Origin of the sequence: Caulobacter sp. DWR2-3-1b2 (assembly GCF_049896345.1) — a bacterium.
Lineage (GTDB): Bacteria > Pseudomonadota > Alphaproteobacteria > Caulobacterales > Caulobacteraceae > Caulobacter.
Genome location: NZ_JAFCUC010000001.1, coordinates 739,882 through 760,503 on the forward strand (window position 1 = coordinate 739,882; position 20,622 = coordinate 760,503).

General features: G+C 66.8%; 18 protein-coding genes and 1 pseudogene. 3 read left to right on the forward strand and 16 right to left on the reverse strand.

The window, feature by feature from the left end:
• Positions 1-35: 35 nt before the first annotated feature.
• From ACP694_RS03560 to ACP694_RS03580, 5 genes and pseudogenes are all read right to left on the reverse strand, one after another.
• Positions 36-173 carry a hypothetical protein gene (locus tag ACP694_RS03560; RefSeq protein ID WP_426011307.1) on the reverse strand — a complete coding sequence of 46 codons (138 nt, stop codon included), beginning with the start codon at positions 171-173 and terminating at the stop codon, positions 36-38.
• Positions 174-178: 5 nt separating this feature from the next.
• The gene (locus ACP694_RS03565; RefSeq protein WP_426010460.1) at positions 179-442 is read right to left on the reverse strand and encodes a hypothetical protein; all 264 of its coding nucleotides are present in this window, start codon (positions 440-442) and stop codon (positions 179-181) included.
• A gap of 124 nt (positions 443-566) precedes the next feature.
• A pseudogene (locus ACP694_RS03570) lies at positions 567-746 on the reverse strand (helix-turn-helix domain-containing protein); the annotation flags it as partial.
• A 118-nt stretch (positions 747-864) separates the two neighbouring features.
• Positions 865-3,057: a molybdopterin cofactor-binding domain-containing protein gene (locus tag ACP694_RS03575; protein ID WP_426010462.1), complete on the reverse strand. Its 2,193-nt coding sequence runs from the start codon at positions 3,055-3,057 to the stop codon at positions 865-867.
• Positions 3,054-3,605 carry a (2Fe-2S)-binding protein gene (locus ACP694_RS03580; protein WP_426010464.1) on the reverse strand — a complete coding sequence of 184 codons (552 nt, stop codon included), beginning with the start codon at positions 3,603-3,605 and terminating at the stop codon, positions 3,054-3,056. The genes ACP694_RS03575 and ACP694_RS03580 overlap by 4 nt, the downstream gene beginning before the upstream one ends.
• 145 nt (positions 3,606-3,750) lie before the next feature.
• Here ACP694_RS03580 and ACP694_RS03585 point away from each other — a divergent pair, with 145 nt between their 5' ends.
• Positions 3,751-4,647 carry an NAD(P)-dependent oxidoreductase gene (locus ACP694_RS03585; RefSeq protein ID WP_426010466.1) on the forward strand — a complete coding sequence of 299 codons (897 nt, stop codon included), beginning with the start codon at positions 3,751-3,753 and terminating at the stop codon, positions 4,645-4,647.
• Positions 4,648-4,656: 9 nt separating this feature from the next.
• On the opposite strand, the gene ACP694_RS03590 is transcribed toward ACP694_RS03585, so the two are convergent.
• From ACP694_RS03590 to ACP694_RS03605, 4 genes are all read right to left on the reverse strand, one after another.
• On the reverse strand, positions 4,657-6,309 hold the full coding sequence (locus ACP694_RS03590; protein WP_426010468.1) for an MFS transporter: 1,653 nt from the start codon (positions 6,307-6,309) through the stop codon (positions 4,657-4,659).
• A 203-nt stretch (positions 6,310-6,512) separates the two neighbouring features.
• Positions 6,513-8,867 carry an ATP-binding protein gene (locus ACP694_RS03595; RefSeq protein WP_426010470.1) on the reverse strand — a complete coding sequence of 785 codons (2,355 nt, stop codon included), beginning with the start codon at positions 8,865-8,867 and terminating at the stop codon, positions 6,513-6,515.
• Positions 8,868-8,957: 90 nt separating this feature from the next.
• Positions 8,958-9,641: a Fe2+-dependent dioxygenase gene (locus ACP694_RS03600; protein ID WP_426010472.1), complete on the reverse strand. Its 684-nt coding sequence runs from the start codon at positions 9,639-9,641 to the stop codon at positions 8,958-8,960.
• A gap of 84 nt (positions 9,642-9,725) precedes the next feature.
• On the reverse strand, positions 9,726-12,152 hold the full coding sequence (locus tag ACP694_RS03605; protein ID WP_426010474.1) for a TonB-dependent receptor: 2,427 nt from the start codon (positions 12,150-12,152) through the stop codon (positions 9,726-9,728).
• A 245-nt stretch (positions 12,153-12,397) separates the two neighbouring features.
• Between ACP694_RS03605 and ACP694_RS03610 the strand changes: the two genes are divergently transcribed.
• Together ACP694_RS03610 and ACP694_RS03615 are read left to right on the forward strand one after the other, a co-directional pair.
• On the forward strand, positions 12,398-13,114 hold the full coding sequence (locus ACP694_RS03610; RefSeq protein WP_426010476.1) for a ribonuclease T2: 717 nt from the start codon (positions 12,398-12,400) through the stop codon (positions 13,112-13,114).
• A gap of 525 nt (positions 13,115-13,639) precedes the next feature.
• Positions 13,640-13,855: a hypothetical protein gene (locus ACP694_RS03615; protein ID WP_426010478.1), complete on the forward strand. Its 216-nt coding sequence runs from the start codon at positions 13,640-13,642 to the stop codon at positions 13,853-13,855.
• A 73-nt stretch (positions 13,856-13,928) separates the two neighbouring features.
• Here ACP694_RS03615 and pnp read toward each other — a convergent pair whose 3' ends face one another.
• The 7 genes from pnp to ACP694_RS03650 all read right to left on the reverse strand — a co-directional run bounded on the left by pnp (position 13,929) and on the right by ACP694_RS03650 (position 20,239).
• Positions 13,929-16,079, reverse strand: a complete 2,151-nt coding sequence (gene pnp / locus ACP694_RS03620) for a polyribonucleotide nucleotidyltransferase (RefSeq protein WP_426010479.1) — start codon at positions 16,077-16,079, stop codon at positions 13,929-13,931.
• Between the two features lie 244 nt (positions 16,080-16,323).
• On the reverse strand, positions 16,324-16,593 hold the full coding sequence (rpsO, locus tag ACP694_RS03625) for a 30S ribosomal protein S15 (RefSeq protein WP_056437057.1): 270 nt from the start codon (positions 16,591-16,593) through the stop codon (positions 16,324-16,326).
• Between the two features lie 14 nt (positions 16,594-16,607).
• On the reverse strand, positions 16,608-17,540 hold the full coding sequence (truB, locus tag ACP694_RS03630; protein WP_426010481.1) for a tRNA pseudouridine(55) synthase TruB: 933 nt from the start codon (positions 17,538-17,540) through the stop codon (positions 16,608-16,610).
• A complete protein-coding gene (gene rbfA / locus ACP694_RS03635; RefSeq protein WP_426010483.1) occupies positions 17,541-18,026 on the reverse strand; it encodes a 30S ribosome-binding factor RbfA in 486 nt (161 codons plus the stop codon).
• Between the two features lie 109 nt (positions 18,027-18,135).
• The gene (locus ACP694_RS03640) at positions 18,136-18,924 is read right to left on the reverse strand and encodes a dienelactone hydrolase family protein (protein ID WP_426010485.1); all 789 of its coding nucleotides are present in this window, start codon (positions 18,922-18,924) and stop codon (positions 18,136-18,138) included.
• Between the two features lie 245 nt (positions 18,925-19,169).
• Positions 19,170-19,715 carry a hypothetical protein gene (locus ACP694_RS03645; protein WP_426010486.1) on the reverse strand — a complete coding sequence of 182 codons (546 nt, stop codon included), beginning with the start codon at positions 19,713-19,715 and terminating at the stop codon, positions 19,170-19,172.
• Between the two features lie 8 nt (positions 19,716-19,723).
• Positions 19,724-20,239, reverse strand: a complete 516-nt coding sequence (locus ACP694_RS03650) for a DUF2939 domain-containing protein (RefSeq protein ID WP_426010488.1) — start codon at positions 20,237-20,239, stop codon at positions 19,724-19,726.
• Positions 20,240-20,622 lie beyond the last annotated feature (383 nt).

The window sequence follows — 20,622 nt, forward strand, 5'->3', positions numbered from 1 at the left end:
TTGAAGTCGATGAACTTGTGTCGAGACGATCGGCGTCAGTGCGCCGGAGGCGGGCTCCAGCCCTCGCGGAATCGCTGAAGGGCATAGAGGAATTCATGGGCGCCCATGGTGACCATGCCGAGCAGGATTCCGCCTAGCGCGGCCACGACCAGGATCAGACCCAGCCATTGCAAAGGAGTCAGGTCATGGCGCCAGCTCCTTCCAGATTCCGCAGGGGCGTGTCGTCGGCCAGGAAGGCCGTCGCCGCCAGCACCCGGAGCAGCAGCTTGCTGGGCGGATCCCCCGCCGCCTGGGCCTTGCGCAACGCCGACACCGTTTCCGGCACCAACCGCCCCCGCTCGGGCGTCCCGGCCATGAGGGTCAATCCCTCCTCCAGCGACTGCCAACTGGCTATGAAGAATGCTGGCGGCGGTGTCGGACCCGGCATGGAAGGTTTCATCATGGCTGCTCTCGCTGTTGGAACGAGAGAAGACCTCTGCGCCGGTCGTGGCTAGCGTGGCCGATTGCTTACGGTAGTCATTACCGGGGTCGGTTTCCCAAGCGACGAAGGCCAGGGCGGCGTCGCGGCGGCCGAGCCCCCCGACCCGACGTCGAGCGCTGAGCACGTGCATCTCGACGGTCTTGGGTGACAGCCGCAGCAGCCGGGCGATCTCCTTGCCCTGGCGATGCTGGGCGATGAGACGCAGGATCTCCCGCTCCCGCGGGGTCAGTCTCTCGAACCCCAAGTTATCGCCAGCATCCACCATGGCGCTAAAATGTGTCGGCGCTCGCGTTACGTCCAGCCACAGTTGCACAGGCGCGCCCCCTAAGGACGCGACACATCAAAAAGATCGCGGTTTGCCCCGATAGGTGAGCTGGAAAGCTCTAAGCCCCGGCCGAAACCAGCGGCAGTCGCGTCGTCGGCGTCTTGGAAATCGCTAGCAAGGCGTTGGCCACGGCCGGTCCGATCACCGGCGTTCCGGGCTCGCCGACGCCGCTCGGCGGATTGGCGGACGGCAAGATGTGGGTTTCGACCGTCGGCGCCTCGTTCATCCGCAGCACGCGATAGGTGTCGAAATTGCTCTGGTCGACCGCCCCGCCCGTCAGGGTGACCTCGCCATAGAGCGCCGCCGACAGGCCGTAGCACGTGCCGCCTTCCATCTGGGCGGCGATCTGGTCGGGCGAGACGGCGACGCCGCAGTCGATGGCGGTGACCACCCGGCCGACCCGCGGATGACCGTCCACCAGCTTGACCTCGGCCACTTGGGCGACGACAGAGCCGAAGCTTTCGTGCACCGCCACGCCGCGCGTCCAGCCGGGCGTCGAGGTCGGACCGGCCTTCTCGACGGCGAGGTTCAGCACCGCAAGATGCCGCGCGGCCTCGGGACCCGCCTTGACGTATAGGGCCCGCCGATACTCGACCGGATCCTTGCCGGCCTTGCGGGCCAGTTGGTCGATGGTGTGCTCCATCACGAAGGCGGTATGGGTAGCCCCCACCGAACGCCACCACAGCACCGGCACGCCGGCCTCCGGCAGGGCCAGTTGGGCGTCGACGACAGGGGTGGCTTTCAGATAGGGCGAGCCCGACGCACCCTCGATCGCGGTCTGGTCCGGCCCCTTGGAGGGCATCGGCGAGCCCTTCATGATCGACTGGCTGACAATGCGATGGCGCCAGGTCGCCGGGTAGCCGTCCCTGTCGAGCGTGACCCGGACGGCATGGTGGACCATCGGCCGGAAATAGCCGGCCTGCATGTCGTCCTCGCGAGTCCAGACCAGCTTCACCGGCCGATTGCCGCCGACTTTCTTGGCGATGTGCACGCACTCGGCGACGTAGTCGGACTGGAAGTTGGCGCGCCTGCCGAACGATCCGCCGGCATAGAGGGTCTCGACCTCGACCGAGCCCGGCAGCGTCCCGACGATCTTGGCGGCGGCCAATTGGTCCAGAGTCGGACTTTGGGAGCCGTGGGTCAGCTTGACCCTGTTGCCGTCCACCTGGGCCACGCAGTTCATTGGCTCCATGGTGGCGTGGGCCAGATACGGAAAGTCGTAGGTCGTCTCGAAAGCGTCCTTGCCGCCGGCCGCAGCTGCGGCGTCGCCCTTGGAATCGAAGGCCTCCCACTTCAGGTCGGACGGTCCCCTGCCGGCCGCGATGTCGCGCCACTGGGCGGCGATGGTCTTGGAGTCGCGGTTCTCGGCCTTGTCGAGGTCCCACTCGACCTTCAGCGCCTCGCGGCCCATGCGGGCGGCATAGGTGGTGTCGGCGACCACGGCCACACCGGTCGGAATCTGGTAAACCTCGACCACGCCGGCCACCTTCTTGGCGCCGTCGGCGTTGAAGCTCTTCACCTTGCCGCCAAAGCGTGGGGCGTGCGCCACCACCGCCACCAACATGTCGGGCAACTGGACGTCCTGGGTATAGCGCGCCGTTCCGTTGCTCTTGATCAGGCTGTCCTTGCGGCGAACGCGGTCGGTGCCGATCAGGGTGAAGGTCTTGGGATCCTTGAGGACCGGGGTTTCGGGCGGCGCGATCTTGGCGGCGTCGGCGATCAGGGCGGCGAACGGGGCGGACTTGCCGCCAGCGTGGCTGACCAAGCTATCCTTGACGGTGATCTCGCCGGCCGGGACGTTCCACTTGGCCGCGGCTGCTTGCACGAACATCGCCCGCGCGCCGGCCCCGGCCTTGCGCAGCTGTTCCCACGAATTGGAGATCGCCGACGAGCCGCCGGTCAGTTGAACGCCCATGCCGCCATTGGCGTAGAGCTTGGCGTTGGCGGGGGCGTGCATGACCTTCACCCGAGCCCAGTCGGCGTCGAGTTCCTCGGCGACCAAGGCCGCCAGGCCCGCATGGTTGCCTTGGCCAAATTCGATGTGCTTGGACAGCACCGTCACCGCGCCGTCCGGATCGAAGCGGATGAACGGCCCAAAAGCGCCGACATCGACCTTGGATCCCGCGCTCATCAGGTCGGCGGGCGAGCAGCCCACCATCAGTGATCCGCCGACCAAGGTGGCGCTGACCACCACGACGTCGCGTCGGTTGACGCCCTCTTTACGCATCAGCTTGCTGAAAGGGGCGTTCATGGGTTCGCTCCTCGGCCGGTCGAACCCGAAGCGGCGGCGATCTCGGCGTCGATCTCGTTGGCGGCGGTCGTCGCGGCGGGCGCATTGACCAGCGGCGCCGAGGCCAAGCCCGCGGCGTCCTTGATGGCGGCGCGGATGCGTTGATAGGTGCCGCAGCGACAGATGTTGCCGCTCATGGCGTTGTCGATGTCCTCGTCGCTGGGCGACTTGGTCTGGGCCAGCAGGGCTGCGGCCGACATGATCTGGCCCGACTGGCAGTAGCCGCACTGCGGCACATCGTGGACCACCCAGGCCTTTTGCAGCGGATGCGTCCCGCCCAGGCTCTCGATGGTGGCGATCTTGGCGCCGTTCAACGTGGCGATCGGCGTTACGCACGAGCGCACGGGATCCCCGTTGACGTGAACCGTGCAGGCCCCGCACTGGGCCATGCCGCAGCCAAACTTGGTGCCCGTCAGTCCAAGTTCGTCGCGAAGCACCCACAGCAGTGGAGTTTCGGGGTCGGCCTTGACGGTGACCGTCCTGCCATTGATGTCCAGAGTGGCCGTCATAGGCGCTCGCCTCCCCCACGAAAACCGGCCCGCCGACCCGGCATCGCGGTTCTAACACCGCTCAGACCCAAACCCGCCAGTGAAATCTTGGTCCAGTCAGGCTAGCGTGGCCACGACGTTCGCTTCGCTGTCAGGACCCACGCCCTTGGATTCCTTTCCCGCCTATTTCCCCCTGGCCGGCCGCAAGGTGGTGATCGCCGGCGTCGGCGAGGCCGCCGACAACAAGGCCCGGCTGTTCGAGGGCTCGCCGGCGACCGTGGTGCGGGTCGACGGTCCCGCCGCCTTCCTGCCCGGAACCTATGTCGGCGCGACCCTGGCCTTCGTCGCCGGGGACGACGAGGTGTTCCTTCAGGCGGCCGCCGGCGCGGCGCGTGCCGCTCGCGTGCTGGTCAATGTCGTCGATAAGCCCGCGATGAGCGACTTCAACACTCCGGCGGTGATCGACCGCGGCGAGGTGGTGATGGCCGTCGGCACCGGCGGCTCCTCCCCGACCTTGGCCACCAAGCTGCGCAACGACATCGAGGTCCAGGTGCCGGAAGGCACGGGCCGGGTCGCCGCCCTGCTGCGCAAGTTCCAGGACGAGGTGCGCGGCGCCCTGCCCGCGATGCACGAGCGCCGGGCCTTTCTGCGCGACGCCGTGGTCGGCGAGGCCGCTCAGGCGGCGATGGCGGGCGACATGGAAAAGGCCGGCCAGCTGTTTCGCCAGGCCCTGGCCAAGGGCGTCGGTCGCGAGGGCAAGGTGCGGTTCATTGCCGGCAAGGGGCCCGCCGACCTGCTGACCTTGCGCGCGGTCCGGGCTCTGGGCGCGGCCGATGTGCTGATCGCCGACGACGGCGCCGCGCCAGAGGTGCTGCTTCTTCTCCGCCGCGACGTCCACCGGTTGCCGCCCGGCGAGGTCTCGGCCGAGGCGCTTGTCGCGCTGGCCCAGGAGGGCAAGCAGATCGTTAGGCTGGTCGTCGCGCCAGTCGACCCTGCGGTCATCCAGGCCCTGGCGGCCGCCTCGGTGGCGGTCGAGGTGTTGATGGCGGCGCCGGCGGGTTGATGCTCCCCGCTATTGATCCAGCGACCGGTCCTTGGTCTCGGGCAGCAGGAACAGCGTCACGAGCACGCTGATCAGCGTGAAGCCGACGGGGTACCAGAGTCCAGCATAGATGTTGCCCGTCGCCGCCACGATCGCGAAGGCGCTGAATGGCACGAAGCCACCGATCCAGCCGGTTCCGATGTGATAGGGCAGCGATAGAGCCGTGTAGCGCACCCGGGTCGGGAACAGCTCGACAAGACAGGCGGCCAGGGGGCCGAACAAGGCCGTGGCGGCGATCACGAAAACGAAGAGCACGCCAAACATGCCCCACCAGTTCATCCGCGCCGGATCAGCCTTGGCCGGATAGCCGGCCTTCGCCAACGCCGCCTTGATCGCGGCCTCGCCTGTGGTCTTGACGGCCTTGGCGTCCTTGGCGGGCAGGCCCTTGGCGCTCTGGGACACGATCCGCGTCTCGCCGATCTGGACGATCGCCGCCGATCCCGCCAAGCCTGGGCGGTTGGCATAGGACACCCCCGCATTGGCCAGGGCGCTCTTGGCGATGTCGCAGGACGAGACGAAGGCGGCCTTGCCCACGGGATCGAACTGCAGAGCGCAATCCTTGGGATCGGCGGTCACCGTCACCGGCGCGCGCGCCGTGGCCTCGGCCAGCGCCGGGTTGGCGGCGCGCTCCAACAGGTGGAAGCCCGGGAAATAGAAAATCAGCGCCAGGGTCATGCCGCCCAGCATCACCGGCTTGCGGCCGACCTTGTCCGACAGCCAGCCGAACAGCACGTAGAAAATGGCGCTGACCGCGGTGGCGGCCATCATCAGGCCGTTGATCGTCACGGGCGAGACCTTCAGGAACTTCTCCATGAAGGTCTGGATGTAGAAGAAGCTGGTGTACCAGACCGCGCCCTGGGCCGACATCATGGCGAAGAAGGCCAGCAGGACCAGCTTGAGGTTCTTCCACTGGCCGAAAGCCTCGGCATAAGGGGCCTTGGACGCCTCGCCGTCGGCCTTCATCCTGGCGAAGGCCGGGCTTTCGCTGAGCTTCAACCGCATCCAGACCGAGATGCCCAGCAGTCCGATCGACACGGCGAACGGGATGCGCCAACCCCAGGCGTCGAAGGCCTCGGGTCCGGCGTGCACGCCGAGGAGCCAGCGGGTCACCAAGATCACCAACAGGGCGCCGAACAGGCCAAAGGCCGCCGAGGTCTGCACCCACGAGGTCGACCAGCCCCGCTCCTTCGGCGGCGAATGCTCGGCGACGTAGATGGCCGCTCCGCCATACTCGCCGCCCAAGGCGAAGCCCTGAACGCAGCGCAGCAGGATCAGCAGAATGGGCGAGATGATCCCGGCCTGGCGATAGGTCGGCAGCAGGGCGATGGCAAAGGTGGCGCCGCCCATCAGCAGCACCGTGGCCAGGAAGGCGCCCTTGCGTCCGGCCTGGTCGCCGATCTTGCCGAACACCAGCGCGCCCAGCGGCCGAAAGGCGAAGCCGACGCCAAACAGGGCCAGGGCCGCGACATAGCCGGCCGTGTCCGAAAGGCCGGTAAAGAAGGTCTTGGAAATGACCTGGGCCAGACTGCCGAAGATGAAGAAGTCGTACCACTCGAAGGCCGTGCCCGCCGACGAAGCCGCGACCACCGTGCGCATCGAGGCGCGATCTTCCGTCGTGGCCATCCGTGTTTCCCCCGTCATTCTGTGGAGGAGCATTAGCGGTTTTCGACGGACTGGGAAGTCCGTTCCTCCCCCTGTGGGGCAGGTGTCGGCAAAGCCGACGGTGGGGGAGTGATACGACATCCGTCGCCAGAACCGACCTGGCGCAACTCCCCCCACCGATCGCTGTGCGATCGCCTCTCCCACAGGGAGAGGAACGTGAGGACTTAAGCCACAGCTACTTCTTCGCCCATATCCTCACCCGCCAGCCGCACGATCTCGCCGATGAGCGCGGCGGGGACGATGGGCTTGGCGGCGACGCCGTCCATGCCGGCCGCCAGATAGGCGGTCCGCTGGTGCGACATGACATTGGCGGTCAGGGCGATGATCGGCGTCCGGGCGGCGGCGCCCGGCAGGGCCCGTATCTGCCGCGCAGCCTCCAGCCCGTCGATGCCCGGCATCTGCACATCCATCAGGATCAGGTCGAACGCCCGGTGACGGGCAGCGGCCACGCCGTCCAGACCGTCGTCGGCCGTTTCGACCTCGGCCCCCAGCTGCTCGAGGATGCGGCGGGCGACCAGGCGGTTGGTGGCGTTGTCCTCGACCACCAGGATGCGCAGGCCCTGCAAGAGGTTATCGGCCATGGCATCGTCGGCGACCAGCGCCTGGGCCGGCGGCGCGGCGATCGTCAGCAAGAAGGTCGAGCCGACACCCTCGTGAGAGGAAAAGCCGACCGCGCCGCCCATCATTTCCGCCAGGCGTCGGGTGATGGCCAGGCCCAGGCCCGACCCGCCGAACCGCCGGGTGGTGCTGGCGTCGGCCTGCTGGAAGCGCTCGAACAGCCGGCTCTGGGCCTCGACCGCGATGCCGACCCCGGTGTCGATGACCTCGAAGGCCACGCGCGGCCCGTCTTCGTCGTCTGCCCGGCGCACCCTCAGGGTCACCGAGCCGGCCAGGGTGAATTTCACCGCATTGCCGACCAGGTTGAACAGCGCCTGGCGCAGACGGTTGGGGTCGGTGAGGATCAAGCCGACATCCGGCGCGTCGACGTGCAGGGCCAGTCCCTTGTGCTCGGCCTGGCCGCGCAGCAGTCGCGCCACGCTCCGGACCAGTTCGCTGGGATCGACCGCCTCGCGGGTTACATCCAACCGCCCCGCCTCGATGCGCGAGAAATCGATGACGTCGTCCAGCAGGGTCGAGAGCATGCGGCCACAGGCCAGGGCCTCGCCGAGTAACTCCTGGGCGTCCTCGGGCAAGGCGGCCCGCTTGAGCAAGTGCATGACGCCCATGACCCCGTTCATCGGGGTGCGGATCTCATGGCTCATATTGGCCAGGAACTGGGCCTTGGCCTCGCTGGCGGCCTGGGCGGCGCGTTCGGCCTCGACCAGGGCCAGTTCGGAGCGTTTCTTCTCGTCGATGTCGAGGATCAGGCCGAAGGCCTTGCGCACCCGGCCAGACGCATCCTGGCGCACCTCGTGGAAGATGCGGATCCAGCGCTCTTCGCCGTCGCCGATGATCACGCGGGCGTCGAAAGCCCGAGCGCCGCGCGAACCCCGGCCCAGCGAGGCCTCGGACGCGGCGTAGACCGCCGCCACGTCTTCGCGGTGGATCATGGGCCAGACAGCGCTGCGCACGTCCTCGTAATTGATCCGGCGACCGAGGATGCGGTGGAACTCGGGCGAGCCCCAGAACGTCTTGCTCGCATGATCGATCTCATAGACCCCGGCCTGGGCCGCGCCCAGCGCCACCCGTAGCCGCCGGGCGTTGGCCCGCGCCTCGCGCCGAGCTTGCGACAGGGCGGTGACGTCGTCCATGTAGGTAATCACCCCGGCGATCGCGCCATCAGCGTCACGCCAGGGCCGGGCTTCCCAGCGCAGGGTGTGGGTGAGGCCCAGGCCATCGCGGAGCTGGTCTTCGCGGCGCACCACGGTCTGGCCGGTCAGGGCTCGCTCCACGGCCTTCACGAAACGCTTGCGCTGGCCATAGGTCAGGTCGTGCAGGGTCCGGCCGATCACTTCGGCCTCGATGGCCTGAAAGATCTCGAGGAACCGGGGGCTGACCACTTGCAGCCGCAGGTCGCGGTCATAGAGCGCCACGGCGAACGGCGCCTCCTCGACCAGCTTGCGGGCCTGGCGCTCGCCCCAGACCGCAGCGTCGCGGGTCAAAGCCACGTCGGTGACGTTCTGCGAAATGCCTTTCAGCGCATGGAGGCCGTCGGCGCGCGGTTCGGTGCTGAAAGTGGCGCGGTAGGTGAACCATTGGTCGCCGGCCCCGCGCAGCCGGTGCTCGACGGTGCCGCCCTGGCCGGTGCGCACGGCGGCGTCGAACGCCACTCGCAGTGCCTGGCCCTCGACCGGATCGAGGCGATCGAAGAACTGTTCGGGCAGCGCCACCTCATCCGCGCTCAGTCCGGTGGCGGCCAGGATGTCGCGCGACCACTCGATACGTTGCGCTTGCGGCTCGTAGCTCCAGACACCGATGCCGGCGGCTGAGAGCAGATCGTGGGTGACGCGAGCGGCCGCCAGCTCGGCCTCGCGGGCAAGGTCGGCGGCGCCATCGGCGGTCTTGGACGGCGGGGACATCGCGGCTCCGGGAAACGGTCGCCAGGACGTTGAAGCTCAAGGGTAAACTTATGGTTGGCGTCGGCGAACATTGGTCGCTGGCCGCGTATTTCACACCTCGGCCCACATCCGCAGCAGGTTGTGATAGGTCCCGGTCAGGGACAGCACCGCGAGATTGGTCGCCCCCACGGCGCCCGACAGCCGCTGAATGGCGACGTCCATGTCCAGCAAGAGGCCGCGCTTGGCGTCGTCGCGCACCAGGCTCTGGATCCAGAAGAAGCTGGCCGAGCGCACGCCGCGGGTCACCGTCGTCACGTGATGCAGGCTGGAGGCCGGATACAGGATCAGCCCCCCGGCCGGCAGCTTGACCATGTGGCTGCCATAGGCGTCCTCGACCACCAGCTCGCCGCCGTCATAGTCGTCCGGATCGCTCAGGAAAAGCGTCGCCGACAGGTCGGTGCGCAGGCGTTGGCCGGTGACGGGATCGCGGCGCACCGCATTGTCGATGTGGTCGCCAAAACCCATGCCCTCGCCATAGCGGTTGAACATCGGCGACAGGATCGTCCGGGGCAGGGCCGCCGAGACAAAGAGCGGATGGCGCTCCAGCGCCTGGACGATGATCGCCCCGATCTCGCGGGCCGCCGCGCCGTCCTGCGGCAGCTGCTGGTTGTTCTTGGCCATCGCGGCCTGGAAGCCCGAGGTGGCGTTGCCGTCGATCCACGCGGCCGCGTCGAGCACGGCGCGGCAGTGGGCGACCTGGTCGGAGGTCAGCACGTCGGGGATTTGGAGCATCATGGCCTGCGCTCCTTAGCAGACAAATCAAGGCCCCGCCTGGGGATGGGTCCCAGGCGGGGCGCTATCGGTTCATGAAGGGGAGGATCAGAACCGATAGTTGGCGGTCAGGGTCGCGTTGCGACGATCGCCGGGTGTGGCCCAGCCGTTGTTGCGGCCCCGGTTGTAATACTTCTCGTCGAGCAGGTTGTTGACGTTGAGCCGCAGCTCCAGCGCGTTGGTCGCCTTCCAGGACACCGTCGCGCGGCTCAGCCAGTAGTCGTCGGTGATGACCAGCGGGATCGTCGTGCGCTGAGGCGGGGTGCTGCCGGTGATCTGGCCGTGCTGGCTCAGATAGGTCTTGCCCTGGTAGGACAGGCTGTAGCCGACCTGGATATCGTGCGGCAGGTCATAGGTGGTGAACAGGCTTAAGGCGTGGTCGGGGACATTGGCGATCTCGTCGCCCTTGGTGAAATCCAGGCCTGCGGCGGCGTTAAAGTCGGAAACGCCCTGCAGCACCTCGCTCTTGAGATAGGTGTAGTTGGCGAACACCGACCATTTGTCGGTCAGGCGGCCTGAAGCGCCCAGCGCCACGCCATCGACCCGCGCGCTGCCGTCCAATTGCTGGTCGGGCACGGTGGGGTCGCCCGAGGCGACCTTGTAATTGGTGCGATCGTTGCGGAACACCGAGGCGGTCAGCGACAGGCGGCTTTGGAAGATGTCCCATTTGGCGCCCAGCTCGTAGCTCTTGGCCTCCTCCGGCTCGACCGTACAGGTGGCGGCCGCGCAGGCGCCGGCGCCATTCACCGTGGACTGCGATGGGGTTTTGGAGTTGCCGTAGGCGACATAGAGGCTGGCGTTGGGGATCGGCTTGTAGACCAGGCCGAGGCGGTAGGAGAACAGGTTGTCGTCGCTGCGGAAGGTCAGGCCCGGGGTCACCGCGCCCTTCGGGATCGCGCCGACCGCCGTCGCCGAATAGGCGTCGCTGCGGTTCTCGCCCTGGTTACGCTCGTAGCGCAGGCCGAAATTCACCGCCCACTGCGGGTTCAGCTGGGCGTTGTCGAACAGATAGGCCGCCTGATTATGGCGTTCGCCGTCCTGGATGCTGGTGCGAACATAGTTGCGCGCTCCGGCATAGGTCGCGTTCGGGTCGGCGATGGACATCAGCGGCAGGACAGTGGCCGTGCCGTCGGGGTTGCGCAGCACGTTGCCGCTGTCGAGGTGATAGTCCTCGCTTAGGAACGACGCGCCGACCACCAGGCTGTGGGCCACGCCGCCGGTATTGAAGTTCGCCGTCACGTCGGTCTGGTTGTAGAGCAGGGTGTTCTTGGAATCGCGCAGGTTCCCGCGCGGGCCGCTCGGCTGGTACAGGCCCGGAGCCGGGTCGGCAGGCAGGCAGGCCGTGAAGCCGGTGATGTTGGTCGCCGTGGTCGATTGGCTCCAGGCCACCGGCTTCTGGCCGTTGGCCAGGCAGAACACGCCCTGCGGCGGGTCGACGACCGTCAGCTGGGTGACTTCCTGGTAGCGTGAGAGGTTGCGGACCGACAGGGTGTCGCTGAACTGGTGCTTGATGATCCCGGTCAGCACGTCGACCTGCTGCTCCTGGGTGTCGACATTGCTGTAGCCGTAATAGTTCGACGGATCGACGCCGGGCACCGCGCGGCCATTGTAGAACGGCACGCCATACTGCGGGGTGTTGGTGTCTTCCTGGTGGCTGTAGAGGATGGTGAACTGGGTCGGGCCGGTCAGGCCGAAAGTGATCGACGGCGCGATCCCCCAGCGCTCGAAGCTCTCCACATCGCGGCCCGGGGCGTCGTTCTGGTGGGCCATGACGTTCAGGCGCACGGCGATGTCGTCGGTCACCAGATGGTTGGCGTCGAGCGTGCCGCGCAGATAGCCGTCGGTCCCGACGCCGCCGGTGACGGTGGTGGAGTCGCGGCGGTTGGGGCGCTTGGTCACCAGATTGATCGTGCCGCCAACCGAGCCGGAGCCGGAATAGACGCCGTTGGCGCCGTTGACGACTTCCAGCTGTTCCAGGTTGAACGGGTCGCTGCGGCTGTACTGGGCGCTGTCGCGCACACCGTCGATGGTCAGGTCGTTATTGGCCGAATAGCCGCGCAGATTGATGCTGTCGCCAAAGCCGCCGCCGCCTTCGCCGGCCCCGAAGGTGATGCCGGGCACGGTGGCCAGGATGTCGCGGAGCGACAGCAGGTTCTGGGCCTCGATGACGCCCCGCGAGACGATGGTCACGGTCTGGGGCGTGTCGAGCGGCTTGGCGGTGTATTTCGGCGACTCGGCGCGCTGCTTGCGGCCCTCGACCTTGACGCCGGAGACCTCGGTGGCGGCGTCGGCGGCCGGAGCGGCCGGAGCGGCCGCGACCGCCAGATCGTCGGCATTGAGGACGGCGTCGGGCGCCGCGTGGGCCAAGCCCGCGCCTAGGGTAAGGCCCGCGAGGCCGGCGACGGCCCCGGCGCTCAGGGCGCGGCGCGCTTGGCTGCGGACGCCGCTCGCGGCGGGCTTGATAAGCTTTTGCATGTGTAGAACCCCGTCAGGCCGTCGGAGGAGCGCGGCCCTTTGTCGTAATTGCGACGCGTTCTTAGCTGGAGCTTTGCAGACGCGCAATGATAATCATTCGCAGAAATCTTCTGGTCTCGCCCCGTCACCGCCCTGCTGAAGATCCTTCTCCCGCAAGGGGAGAAGGAAATCTTATCTAGGCTCCGTGGAATTGAGGGTGGGTCGAGGCGTGCTAGAGAGGAGCGCAAGTCAGCGTTGGAACCCGCATGTCGTTGAAGTTCACTCAGGTCCTGACCACGGCCCTCGCCGCCCTGGCCTTGGCCGGCGCGGCCCAGGCCTCGGACCTGAAAGCCTGCGCCATTCCCCGGGACGTGACCCCGGTCGGGCCCGATATCCCGCCCGCCGACCAGATCCATACCGACATCCCGACCGCCGCCTATCTGCTGGCCCTCTACTGGTCGCCCGAGGCCTGCCGCTCGGGCATCCCGGAGTCGGACAAGGCCATCCAGTGCCAGACCAACCGCTTTGGCTTCACCGTCCACGGCCTGTGGCCCAATGGGCCCGACAAGGCCCACCCCCGCTACTGCCGGCCCAGCCCGTCGCTGAGCGTGGCGACGGTCAAGGCAAACCTGTGCATGACCCCTTCGCCCTGGCTTCTGCAGCACGAATGGCAGGCGCACGGGACCTGCCAATGGGAGACGCCGGAGGCCTATTTCAAGAAGGCGCGGGCGGTTCGGTCGCGCCTGACGGTTCCGGATCTGAAACCTTCGGTCGAGGGCGTGATGACCGCCGGTCAGGTGCGCGAGGCCTTCCTGAAAGACAATCGCGGCATGACCCGCGAGGGGCTCAACGTGCGGGTCAACAAGGACAACCGCCTCACCGAGGTGTGGGTCTGTATGGACCTGACGTTCAAGCTGGCGGCATGTCGGGGCGGGAACGGCACGCCGGATGCGGTGACGATCCGGGTGACGCCGAGGGGGTGAGCCACGAAAACGGTTGTCATCCCGGACGAGCGCGCGGCGCGAAGATCCGGACCGACGCGTGAACGCCGCGCTTCCGGCGGTCCCGGATCTACGCTTTGCTTGTCCGGGATGACAACCGTTTTTGCCGAAGTGGCTTTCGGTGGTGGCTGTTCTGATCCGCCCTGGCGGACAGGCCCCGCCTTAAGGCCTGACCCCAGAGCTCCCATCCACCAAGGAATTAAGGTGGGGTCTGCCCCCACGGGCGGGCGCAGGAAGATCGTTTTGGCCGAGCATCGTAGGAAGTTCGTGCGAACCGCGATTCTTATCGTCAGCTGCTGCATCGTCGCTGGACTTCTGGCTTGGTTCGCTCCGCCCGAAACCGAGTGGGCGCGTAAGGCCCCCATCGCTTCGGCCTCTGACTGCCGCCTGCTGGCGAGCGTTCTGAGGCGACACTATACCGATGAACTGAGGTCGGGCTGGGCGACGACCCGCCGAGGCGGACCGCTAGATTGCCAGTGGTCCAGTTTTAATCGTGCGGCCAAGACAGTGTCCTACGAAACCGCCCTCCATGGGGAGATTTTCGACGCTGGCAAGCCGGCGATTTATCTGAACAAGCCGCGCTATTCGCTCCTCGGCGTCCGCACGATCGTCGATGTTTATGCTGGCAACAGCCTCGTTGGCCGCAGTCGAACCTGCGAGTTCTGGGGCGTGTTTAGGTTTCGGCCCGTAAATTGGTGCGTCACCAAGCGTCACATCTTCTGAGCCCCAAACGCAAAACGGGCGGCCCCTCTCGGAGCCGCCCGCCTGCTAGTTCACTTCAGAGACCGTCTCACCCTTAGGTGTTGACGGCGTCCTCCGGGCTCACGGCGTCCTTCTTGGACAGGTCTTCACCCGTCTCCTGATCGACGACCTTCATCGACAGCTTGGTCTTGCCGCGATCGTCGAAGCCGAGGAGCTTGACCTTGACGATCTGGCCTTCCTTCAGCACGTCCGAGGGCTTGGCCACCCGTTCGTTGCTGATCTGGCTGACATGGACGAGGCCGTCCTTGGCGCCGAAGAAGTTCACGAAGGCGCCGAAATCGACGACCTTCACGACCTTGCCGTCATAGATCGCGCCGACTTCAGCTTCCTGGGTGATCGACTTGATCCAGTCGATCGCGGCCTTGATCTTGGCGCCGTCCGAGGCCGAGACCTTGACCGTTCCTTCGTCGTTGATGTCGACCTTGGCGCCGGTGGTGGCGACGATCTCGCGGATCACCTTGCCGCCGGTGCCGATCACTTCGCGGATCTTGTCGGTCGGGATGGTGATGGTCTCGATCTTGGGGGCGTAGTCGCCGACCTCTTCACGAGGGGCGTCCATGGCCTTGTTCATCTCCTCGAGGATGTGCTCGCGGCCGCCCTTCGCCTGGGCCAGCGCTTGCTTCATGATCTCTTCGGTGATGCCGGCGATCTTGATGTCCATCTGCAGCGAGGTCAGGCCCTGGCTGGTGCCGGCCACCTTGAAGTCCATGTCGCCCAGGTGGTCTTCGTCACCCAGGATGTCGGACAGAACGGCGAAGCCGTCCTTTTCGAGGATCAGGCCCATGGCGATGCCCGAGACCGGACGGATCAGCGGAACGCCCGCGTCCATCATGGCCAGCGAGGCGCCGCAGACCGTGGCCATCGAGGACGAGCCGTTGCTCTCGGTGATCTCGGAGACCAGGCGGATGGTGTAGGGGAAGTCTTCCTTGGCCGGCAGCATCGGGCGCAGGGCGCGCCAGGCCAGCTTGCCGTGGCCGATTTCGCGGCGGCCTGGGCTGCCCATCCGGCCCGTCTCGCCGACCGAGAAGGGAGGGAAGTTGTAGTGCAGCAGGAAGGCTTCCTTGTAGGTGCCTTCCAAGGCGTCGATGAACTGCTCGTCGTCGCCGGTGCCCAGGGTGGCGACCACGATGGCTTGCGTTTCGCCGCGCGTGAACAGGGCCGAACCGTGGGTGCGCGGCAGGATGCCGACTTCACCCAGGATCGGACGCACCTTGTCGACGGTGCGACCGTCGATGCGGATGCCGGTGTCGAGGATGGAGCGACGGACGATGTCGGCTTCTAGTTCCTTGAACACCGAACCCAGCTTCAGCGGATCGATGCCGGCCGGATTGGTGTCGCTCTTGGCGAACTTTTCCGTGGCCTTGGACTTGGCGGCCGACAGGGCCGCGACGCGGTCGCCCTTGGCGCGGATGGTGTAGGCTTCGGCCAGATCCTTGCCGACGGCCTTTTTCACTTCGGCCTTCAGAGCGTCGGTGTCTTCCGCCTGGAAGTCGAAGGGCTCCTTGGCGGCGTGTTCGGCCAGTTCGATGATGCCGTTGATCACGGCCTGCATGCCCTTGTGGGCGAAGCTGACGCCGCCGAGGACGATCTCTTCCGAGAGCTCCTGGATTTCGGATTCGACCATCATCACGGCGTCGGCGGTGCCGGCCACGACCAGGTCCATCTTGCTTTCCTTCAGCTCTTCGAGCGTCGGGTTCAGGATGTACTCGCCGTTGACGTAACCGACGCGGGCGCCGCCGATCGGACCCATGAAGGGGGCCCCGGAGATCACCAGGGCGGCCGAGGCGGCGACCATGGCGACGATGTCGGGATCGTTCTCAAGGTCGTGCTGCAGCACGGTGCAGACGACCTGGACTTCGTTCTTGAAGCCCTTGACGAACAGCGGGCGGATCGGACGGTCGATCAGGCGGGAAACTAGGGTTTCCTTTTCCGACGGACGACCTTCGCGCTTGAAGAAGCCGCCTGGGATCTTGCCGGCTGCGTAGGTCTTCTCGATATAGTTGACGGTCAGGGGGAAGAAGTCCTGGCCGGGCTTGGCCTTCTTGGCGAACACGGCGGTGGCCAGGACGACGGTTTCGCCCATGGTGGCCAGAACGGCGCCGTCGGCCTGACGGGCGATGCGACCGGTTTCGAGGACCAGCGTCTTGCCGCCCCACTCGATCGTCTTGCGCATGATTTCGAACATATTTGCTTCTTTCGGTTCCGAAGGACCCATTTCCCTCAGGACGGACAGGGTCGGGCGGCCGAATGGCGGTCCCGAGGTTTCCTCATCCAGTGCGACAGGCGTCCGGGGATCGTGATCCTCGGCTTACGTCCGGATCCGCTCGAAAACGGATCCACAGCAGCCTTCGTTTCAGCCTGTCTTGAAACGGAGGCCTTAAAAAGCGTTCGGCCGCCCCGCGTGAGCGAGGCGGCCGACGGCGCCAGAACTAGCGGCGCAGACCCAGCTTTTCGATGAGGACCGTGTAACGGCCCAGATCAGACTTCTTCAGGTGGTCGAGGAGGCTGCGACGCTGGGAAACCATCATCAACAGACCACGACGGCTGTGGTTGTCCTTCTTGTGGGTCTTGAAGTGCTCGGTCAGGTTGGCGATACGCTCGGAGAGGATCGCGACCTGGACTTCGGCGCTGCCGGTGTCACCCTCGGTGCGGGCGTGTTCGGCGATAAGAGCGGTCTTGCGCTCGGCAGTGATCGACATCGGTGTGTCTCCGCTCAGGTGAGTTGGAAGACCCGCACCGGATTGAGCGATCCGGCGCGCATCTCGCACAAGGCCACCAACCTCTGTCCCGACATGGCGGAAACGGTGCGATCGCCGCGCGTGAGCACGGCTTTCAGCGATTCCACCTGCCTTGGGAGCAGAACGATGGCGCGTCCTTGCGCAAGCCGGAAGGCGTCTTCATCGGTCACGGCCAGCGCCGGGATGTCGTCCAGCGCGGTCTCGACCGGAAGCAATGCCTCCGACAGGCGGGCCTCATAGCTTAAATTCTCGAGGGTTTCCAGGCCTATCGCCGTTTGCTCGGTGAACCGGCCGACTCGCGTCCGGCGAAGCTGGTCGACATGGCCGCAGGCGCCGAGGGCGGCGGCCACGTCGCGGACGATGGCGCGGACATAGGTGCCCTTGCCGCACTCCATCTCCAGCTCGATGTGATCGGCGTCTGGAGCATCGGTCACGCGCAGGCCGTGGACATTGACCTTGCGGGTCTTCAGCTCGAACGCGACGCCGCTGCGGGCCAGGTCATAGGCCCGCTCGCCATCGACCTTGATGGCCGAATAGTTTGGCGGGATCTGGTCGATCTGGCCGATGAACGGGGCCAGCACGGCCTCGACCTGCTCGCGCGTGGGCCGCACGTCGCTGCTGTCGGTGGTCTCACCCTCGCGGTCCAGGGTGGTGGTCGAGCGGCCCCAGGCGATCGTGAAGCGGTAGGCCTTGTCGGCGTCCACCAGGAACGGGACGGTCTTGGTCGCCTCGCCCAGGGCCAATGGAAGAATGCCGGTGGCCAACGGATCCAGCGTGCCGGCATGCCCCGCCTTCTGGGCGTTGAACGCCCGGCGCACGCGAGACACGGCGCTGGTCGAGGTCAGGTCATAGGGCTTGTCGAGACAGATCCAGCCCGAGATGGCGTCGCCCTTCTTGCGGCGGGCCACTCAGTCTTCCTTGGCTTCGACCGGCAGGAGGTCGGCCTGGATCTTGGGGTTGTCAAACAGGGCGTCCATGCGCTTGGCGTTGTCGAAGCTTTCGTCATGAACGAACTTCAGGTCGGGCGTGAAACGCATGCCCAGACCATGGCCGAGCCGACCGCGCAGGAACTTGGTCACGCGGTTGAGGCCCGCCACCACCTCGGCGGGGCTGCCGGGCACGACGGACGTGCGCGACGGCGAGGAGGGCTCGGGCACGTGGATGTTCATCACCCCGGCGCCCAGCGGCTCGACGAAACAGATGGCGTGGCGCAGGTCGGGGCTCATCCGCACCTGGGTGACAGTCACCGAGATGTTGGCGAGAGCGGGATCCTGCAGCGTCTCCTCGCGCAGAATGTCGACCAGGGCATGGCGGATCAACTCGCCGGCCCGCAGCTGGCGCTGAGACGGGCCGGCGCTGACGCCCTTGGTGGGTTTGAAAATCTTGTTCTTCATGACGAAGGCCTTGCCGCCCGGCCGGCGGATCGAACGCCGGGCGCGGGGTGGAAACAGGAAGGCGGGGTGTCTAGGCGCGTGGCCGGCAAAAGTCCAGCGTGACCGCGCCTCAGGCCCCCGTGCGGTCCTTGAAGAAGGCCAGCACGCGTCGATGCACCCTCATCGTCTCGCCGTCCGGATCATGGCGATTGAGGTGCAGGGTCAGCACCGAATGCGGGTCACGGCCGGAGCCGCCGCGCGCCGAGGCGTCGGGCAGGACGTGGGCCTCGACCCGGTTGCCCAGTTCTCGCTGCAGGGTGGCGAAGCGGGCGCAGGGCACGAGGGCGTCGCCCGCGAACCGCAGGGCCAGCAGTGTCAAATCCTCGGCCTCCATACGCGCCTTGGCCACGGCCAGTTCGTCCGGCGACACGTCCAGCGCCGCAGCGTTCTTCTTGCCCAGTGGCAATGAGGGCTGCGACATCACCGGGGCCACCACCGAGGGCTCGGTCATCATGGCCAGGGCGAAGCCGCCGGTGAAGCACATGCCCACCGCCCCGACGCCCTTGCCGCCACACTCGGCATGGACCTGGCGGGCCAGGGCGCGCAGCCAGTCGACGATGGGGCTGGAGCGATCAGCCGCCCAGGCGGTGAATTCGCGGCGCACGCAGAGGGTCTTGGCGATCACCCTCATCGCGTAGCCCGTGGTCACCGGCCGGCCGGGTTCGCCGAACAGGCTGGGGCAGAACACGGTCATACCCTCTGCCGCCACGTCGCGGGCGAACTGCAATACGCCGGGGTGGAGGCCGGGGATCTCGTGGATGACGATCACCGCCGGGCCCGAGCCGATGCGGTAGACGGGCCGTGTCCAACGGCCGTCGTCGAAGTCGAACAGGGTAAAGTCCGCCAACGCGTCGCTCATGGTCGCTCACCCCCTGCCTCGTCGGGCGACCATGGCATGAAACAGCGGCTTGATGTCGCGTCCCGGAGCGCGCCCACTTCTTCCCTGCATCCCGACGAAAGTCGGGATGCAGAGAGATTAAGGGGTGCGAAAACCGCCCAGCTAGAGCAGTTTTCGAGCGAAGTGATTCCGGTTCGCATGAAGAAAAATGCGTCAAAACAGAAGATTAAAGCTCACGGCCTGACGCAGTCAGGTCGGGAAATGCCCTAGCCCGGCCCTTTGTCGTCGGCCCAGTCATCCATTGGATCGGGCCCCTTGCCGTTGGGCAGTTTCCATTCGCCGCGGAACGAAAAGTCGAGGGTGCCGCACACCCGCGTCGCTCCGCCCTTGGGGTCGTCGCCGAACGCCTGGACGCGCAGGTCGCGATAGGTGGCCAGCCGGCTGAAGCTCAGCCACAACCGCTTCGCGCCGGGACAAAAGGCCCGGATATAGACCCGGCCCTGTTCGAACTTCGGGTCGATCTCATAGAGGCCGGCGTCGGCGTCGACCCCGGCCATGGCCTTCAACCCGCCAGGGGCGAGATCCTTCTGATGGCCGCCGATCAGCCGGGCCTGGACCGGCACGCCGGTGGCCAGAACCTTCAGCACCCGGGTTCCGGTCAGCTTCCTGTCGAACAGCACCGTCAGGCCGGCGCCGGTCAGACGCTTGGCGTCGGCCGAGATCGGGTCGAAGGAATACATCTTGCGTTCGGCGTGCGCGGCGGTGGCCAAGGCGCTCAGGGCCAAGCCGAGCAGCACGGCGCGCCCCCGCATCGCTGGCGTCACCGGCTGAAGTGCAGGTTGACGGCCTCGGCGTCGAAGCCCGACAGCCGCCACGTGCCGCCCTCCAGGGTGAAGGTCAGCAGGCAGGGCCCGGTCTTGGTCTTGGCCGCGCAGACATGGTCGCTGTCCAGCGGGCGCAGGGCGGCGGCGATGGCGATGCGGTCGGGGGTCGGGCGGTCAGGCGTGTAGCCGTAATAGTTGGCGGCATAGCGGAAGGTCTCGGGCTGGACCAGGGCGGCGCCGGCGATGTCGGCGGCCGGGGCTGCCAGGGCGATGATCGCCGCCTGCAGCCCGCCGCTCATCTTCGAGGAGCGGGCCTCGCGCACCAGCCGGCTCTCGATCTGGGCCTTCAGCGCCGAGCGATCGACGCGGGCGTCGAAGGCGGCATGGTCGTTGTTGCGGATCGCCACCAGCAGGGCGTGGACGTCGCCGGCCGCGTCATAGCGGCTGACGGTGGCGCAACCGCTGAGGGCGGCGGTCGCAAGGGTCAGGGTCAGGAGGGTCCGGATGCGCATGGCGTTACGGTTAGGCCCGAAATCGGGCGAATTCCAGGCCGGGGTCGCTAGTGAGGCTCGACGCCGCCGCCTGTGACGGACACGCTGGGGCAGTCCTTCAACGATCCATCGCGGATCTGACAGCGGCATGACGGCGCAGCTGAAGGACAGACCTCAAGGTGATCTGGCGACTCCGCCAACGGCCGGATCGTCGGGCGAGGTGTCCCGCAGGCGGAAACGCTGCACAAGAGGACAAGCGCGAGCAACACAGGACCAGCGCGTCGACGTCCTCCGTCACCGAAACTCCCGCGCCAAACTTCGCCCGTAATTGCCACGCCGCACCCCAAATACAAGAAGGGCGCGAACTCGCGTCCGCGCCCTTCTCTTTTAAGCTGAAGCTGTAT

Excerpts from the sequence above, each read along its gene's own strand:
- ACP694_RS03565 (WP_426010460.1), bottom strand. The coding sequence starts at position 442 with ATGATGAAACCTTCCATGCCGGGTCCGACACCGCCGCCAGCATTCTTC.
- ACP694_RS03575 (WP_426010462.1), bottom strand. The coding sequence starts at position 3,057 with ATGAACGCCCCTTTCAGCAAGCTGATGCGTAAAGAGGGCGTCAACCGA.
- ACP694_RS03580 (WP_426010464.1), bottom strand. The coding sequence starts at position 3,605 with ATGACGGCCACTCTGGACATCAATGGCAGGACGGTCACCGTCAAGGCC.
- ACP694_RS03590 (WP_426010468.1), bottom strand. The coding sequence starts at position 6,309 with ATGGCCACGACGGAAGATCGCGCCTCGATGCGCACGGTGGTCGCGGCT.
- ACP694_RS03595 (WP_426010470.1), bottom strand. The coding sequence starts at position 8,867 with ATGTCCCCGCCGTCCAAGACCGCCGATGGCGCCGCCGACCTTGCCCGC.
- ACP694_RS03600 (WP_426010472.1), bottom strand. The coding sequence starts at position 9,641 with ATGATGCTCCAAATCCCCGACGTGCTGACCTCCGACCAGGTCGCCCAC.
- ACP694_RS03605 (WP_426010474.1), bottom strand. The coding sequence starts at position 12,152 with ATGCAAAAGCTTATCAAGCCCGCCGCGAGCGGCGTCCGCAGCCAAGCG.
- ACP694_RS03610 (WP_426010476.1), top strand. The coding sequence starts at position 12,398 with ATGTCGTTGAAGTTCACTCAGGTCCTGACCACGGCCCTCGCCGCCCTG.
- pnp (WP_426010479.1), bottom strand. The coding sequence starts at position 16,079 with ATGTTCGAAATCATGCGCAAGACGATCGAGTGGGGCGGCAAGACGCTG.
- rpsO (WP_056437057.1), bottom strand. The coding sequence starts at position 16,593 with ATGTCGATCACTGCCGAGCGCAAGACCGCTCTTATCGCCGAACACGCC.
- rbfA (WP_426010483.1), bottom strand. The coding sequence starts at position 18,026 with ATGAAGAACAAGATTTTCAAACCCACCAAGGGCGTCAGCGCCGGCCCG.
- ACP694_RS03640 (WP_426010485.1), bottom strand. The coding sequence starts at position 18,924 with ATGAGCGACGCGTTGGCGGACTTTACCCTGTTCGACTTCGACGACGGC.
- ACP694_RS03645 (WP_426010486.1), bottom strand. The coding sequence starts at position 19,715 with ATGCGGGGGCGCGCCGTGCTGCTCGGCTTGGCCCTGAGCGCCTTGGCC.
- ACP694_RS03650 (WP_426010488.1), bottom strand. The coding sequence starts at position 20,239 with ATGCGCATCCGGACCCTCCTGACCCTGACCCTTGCGACCGCCGCCCTC.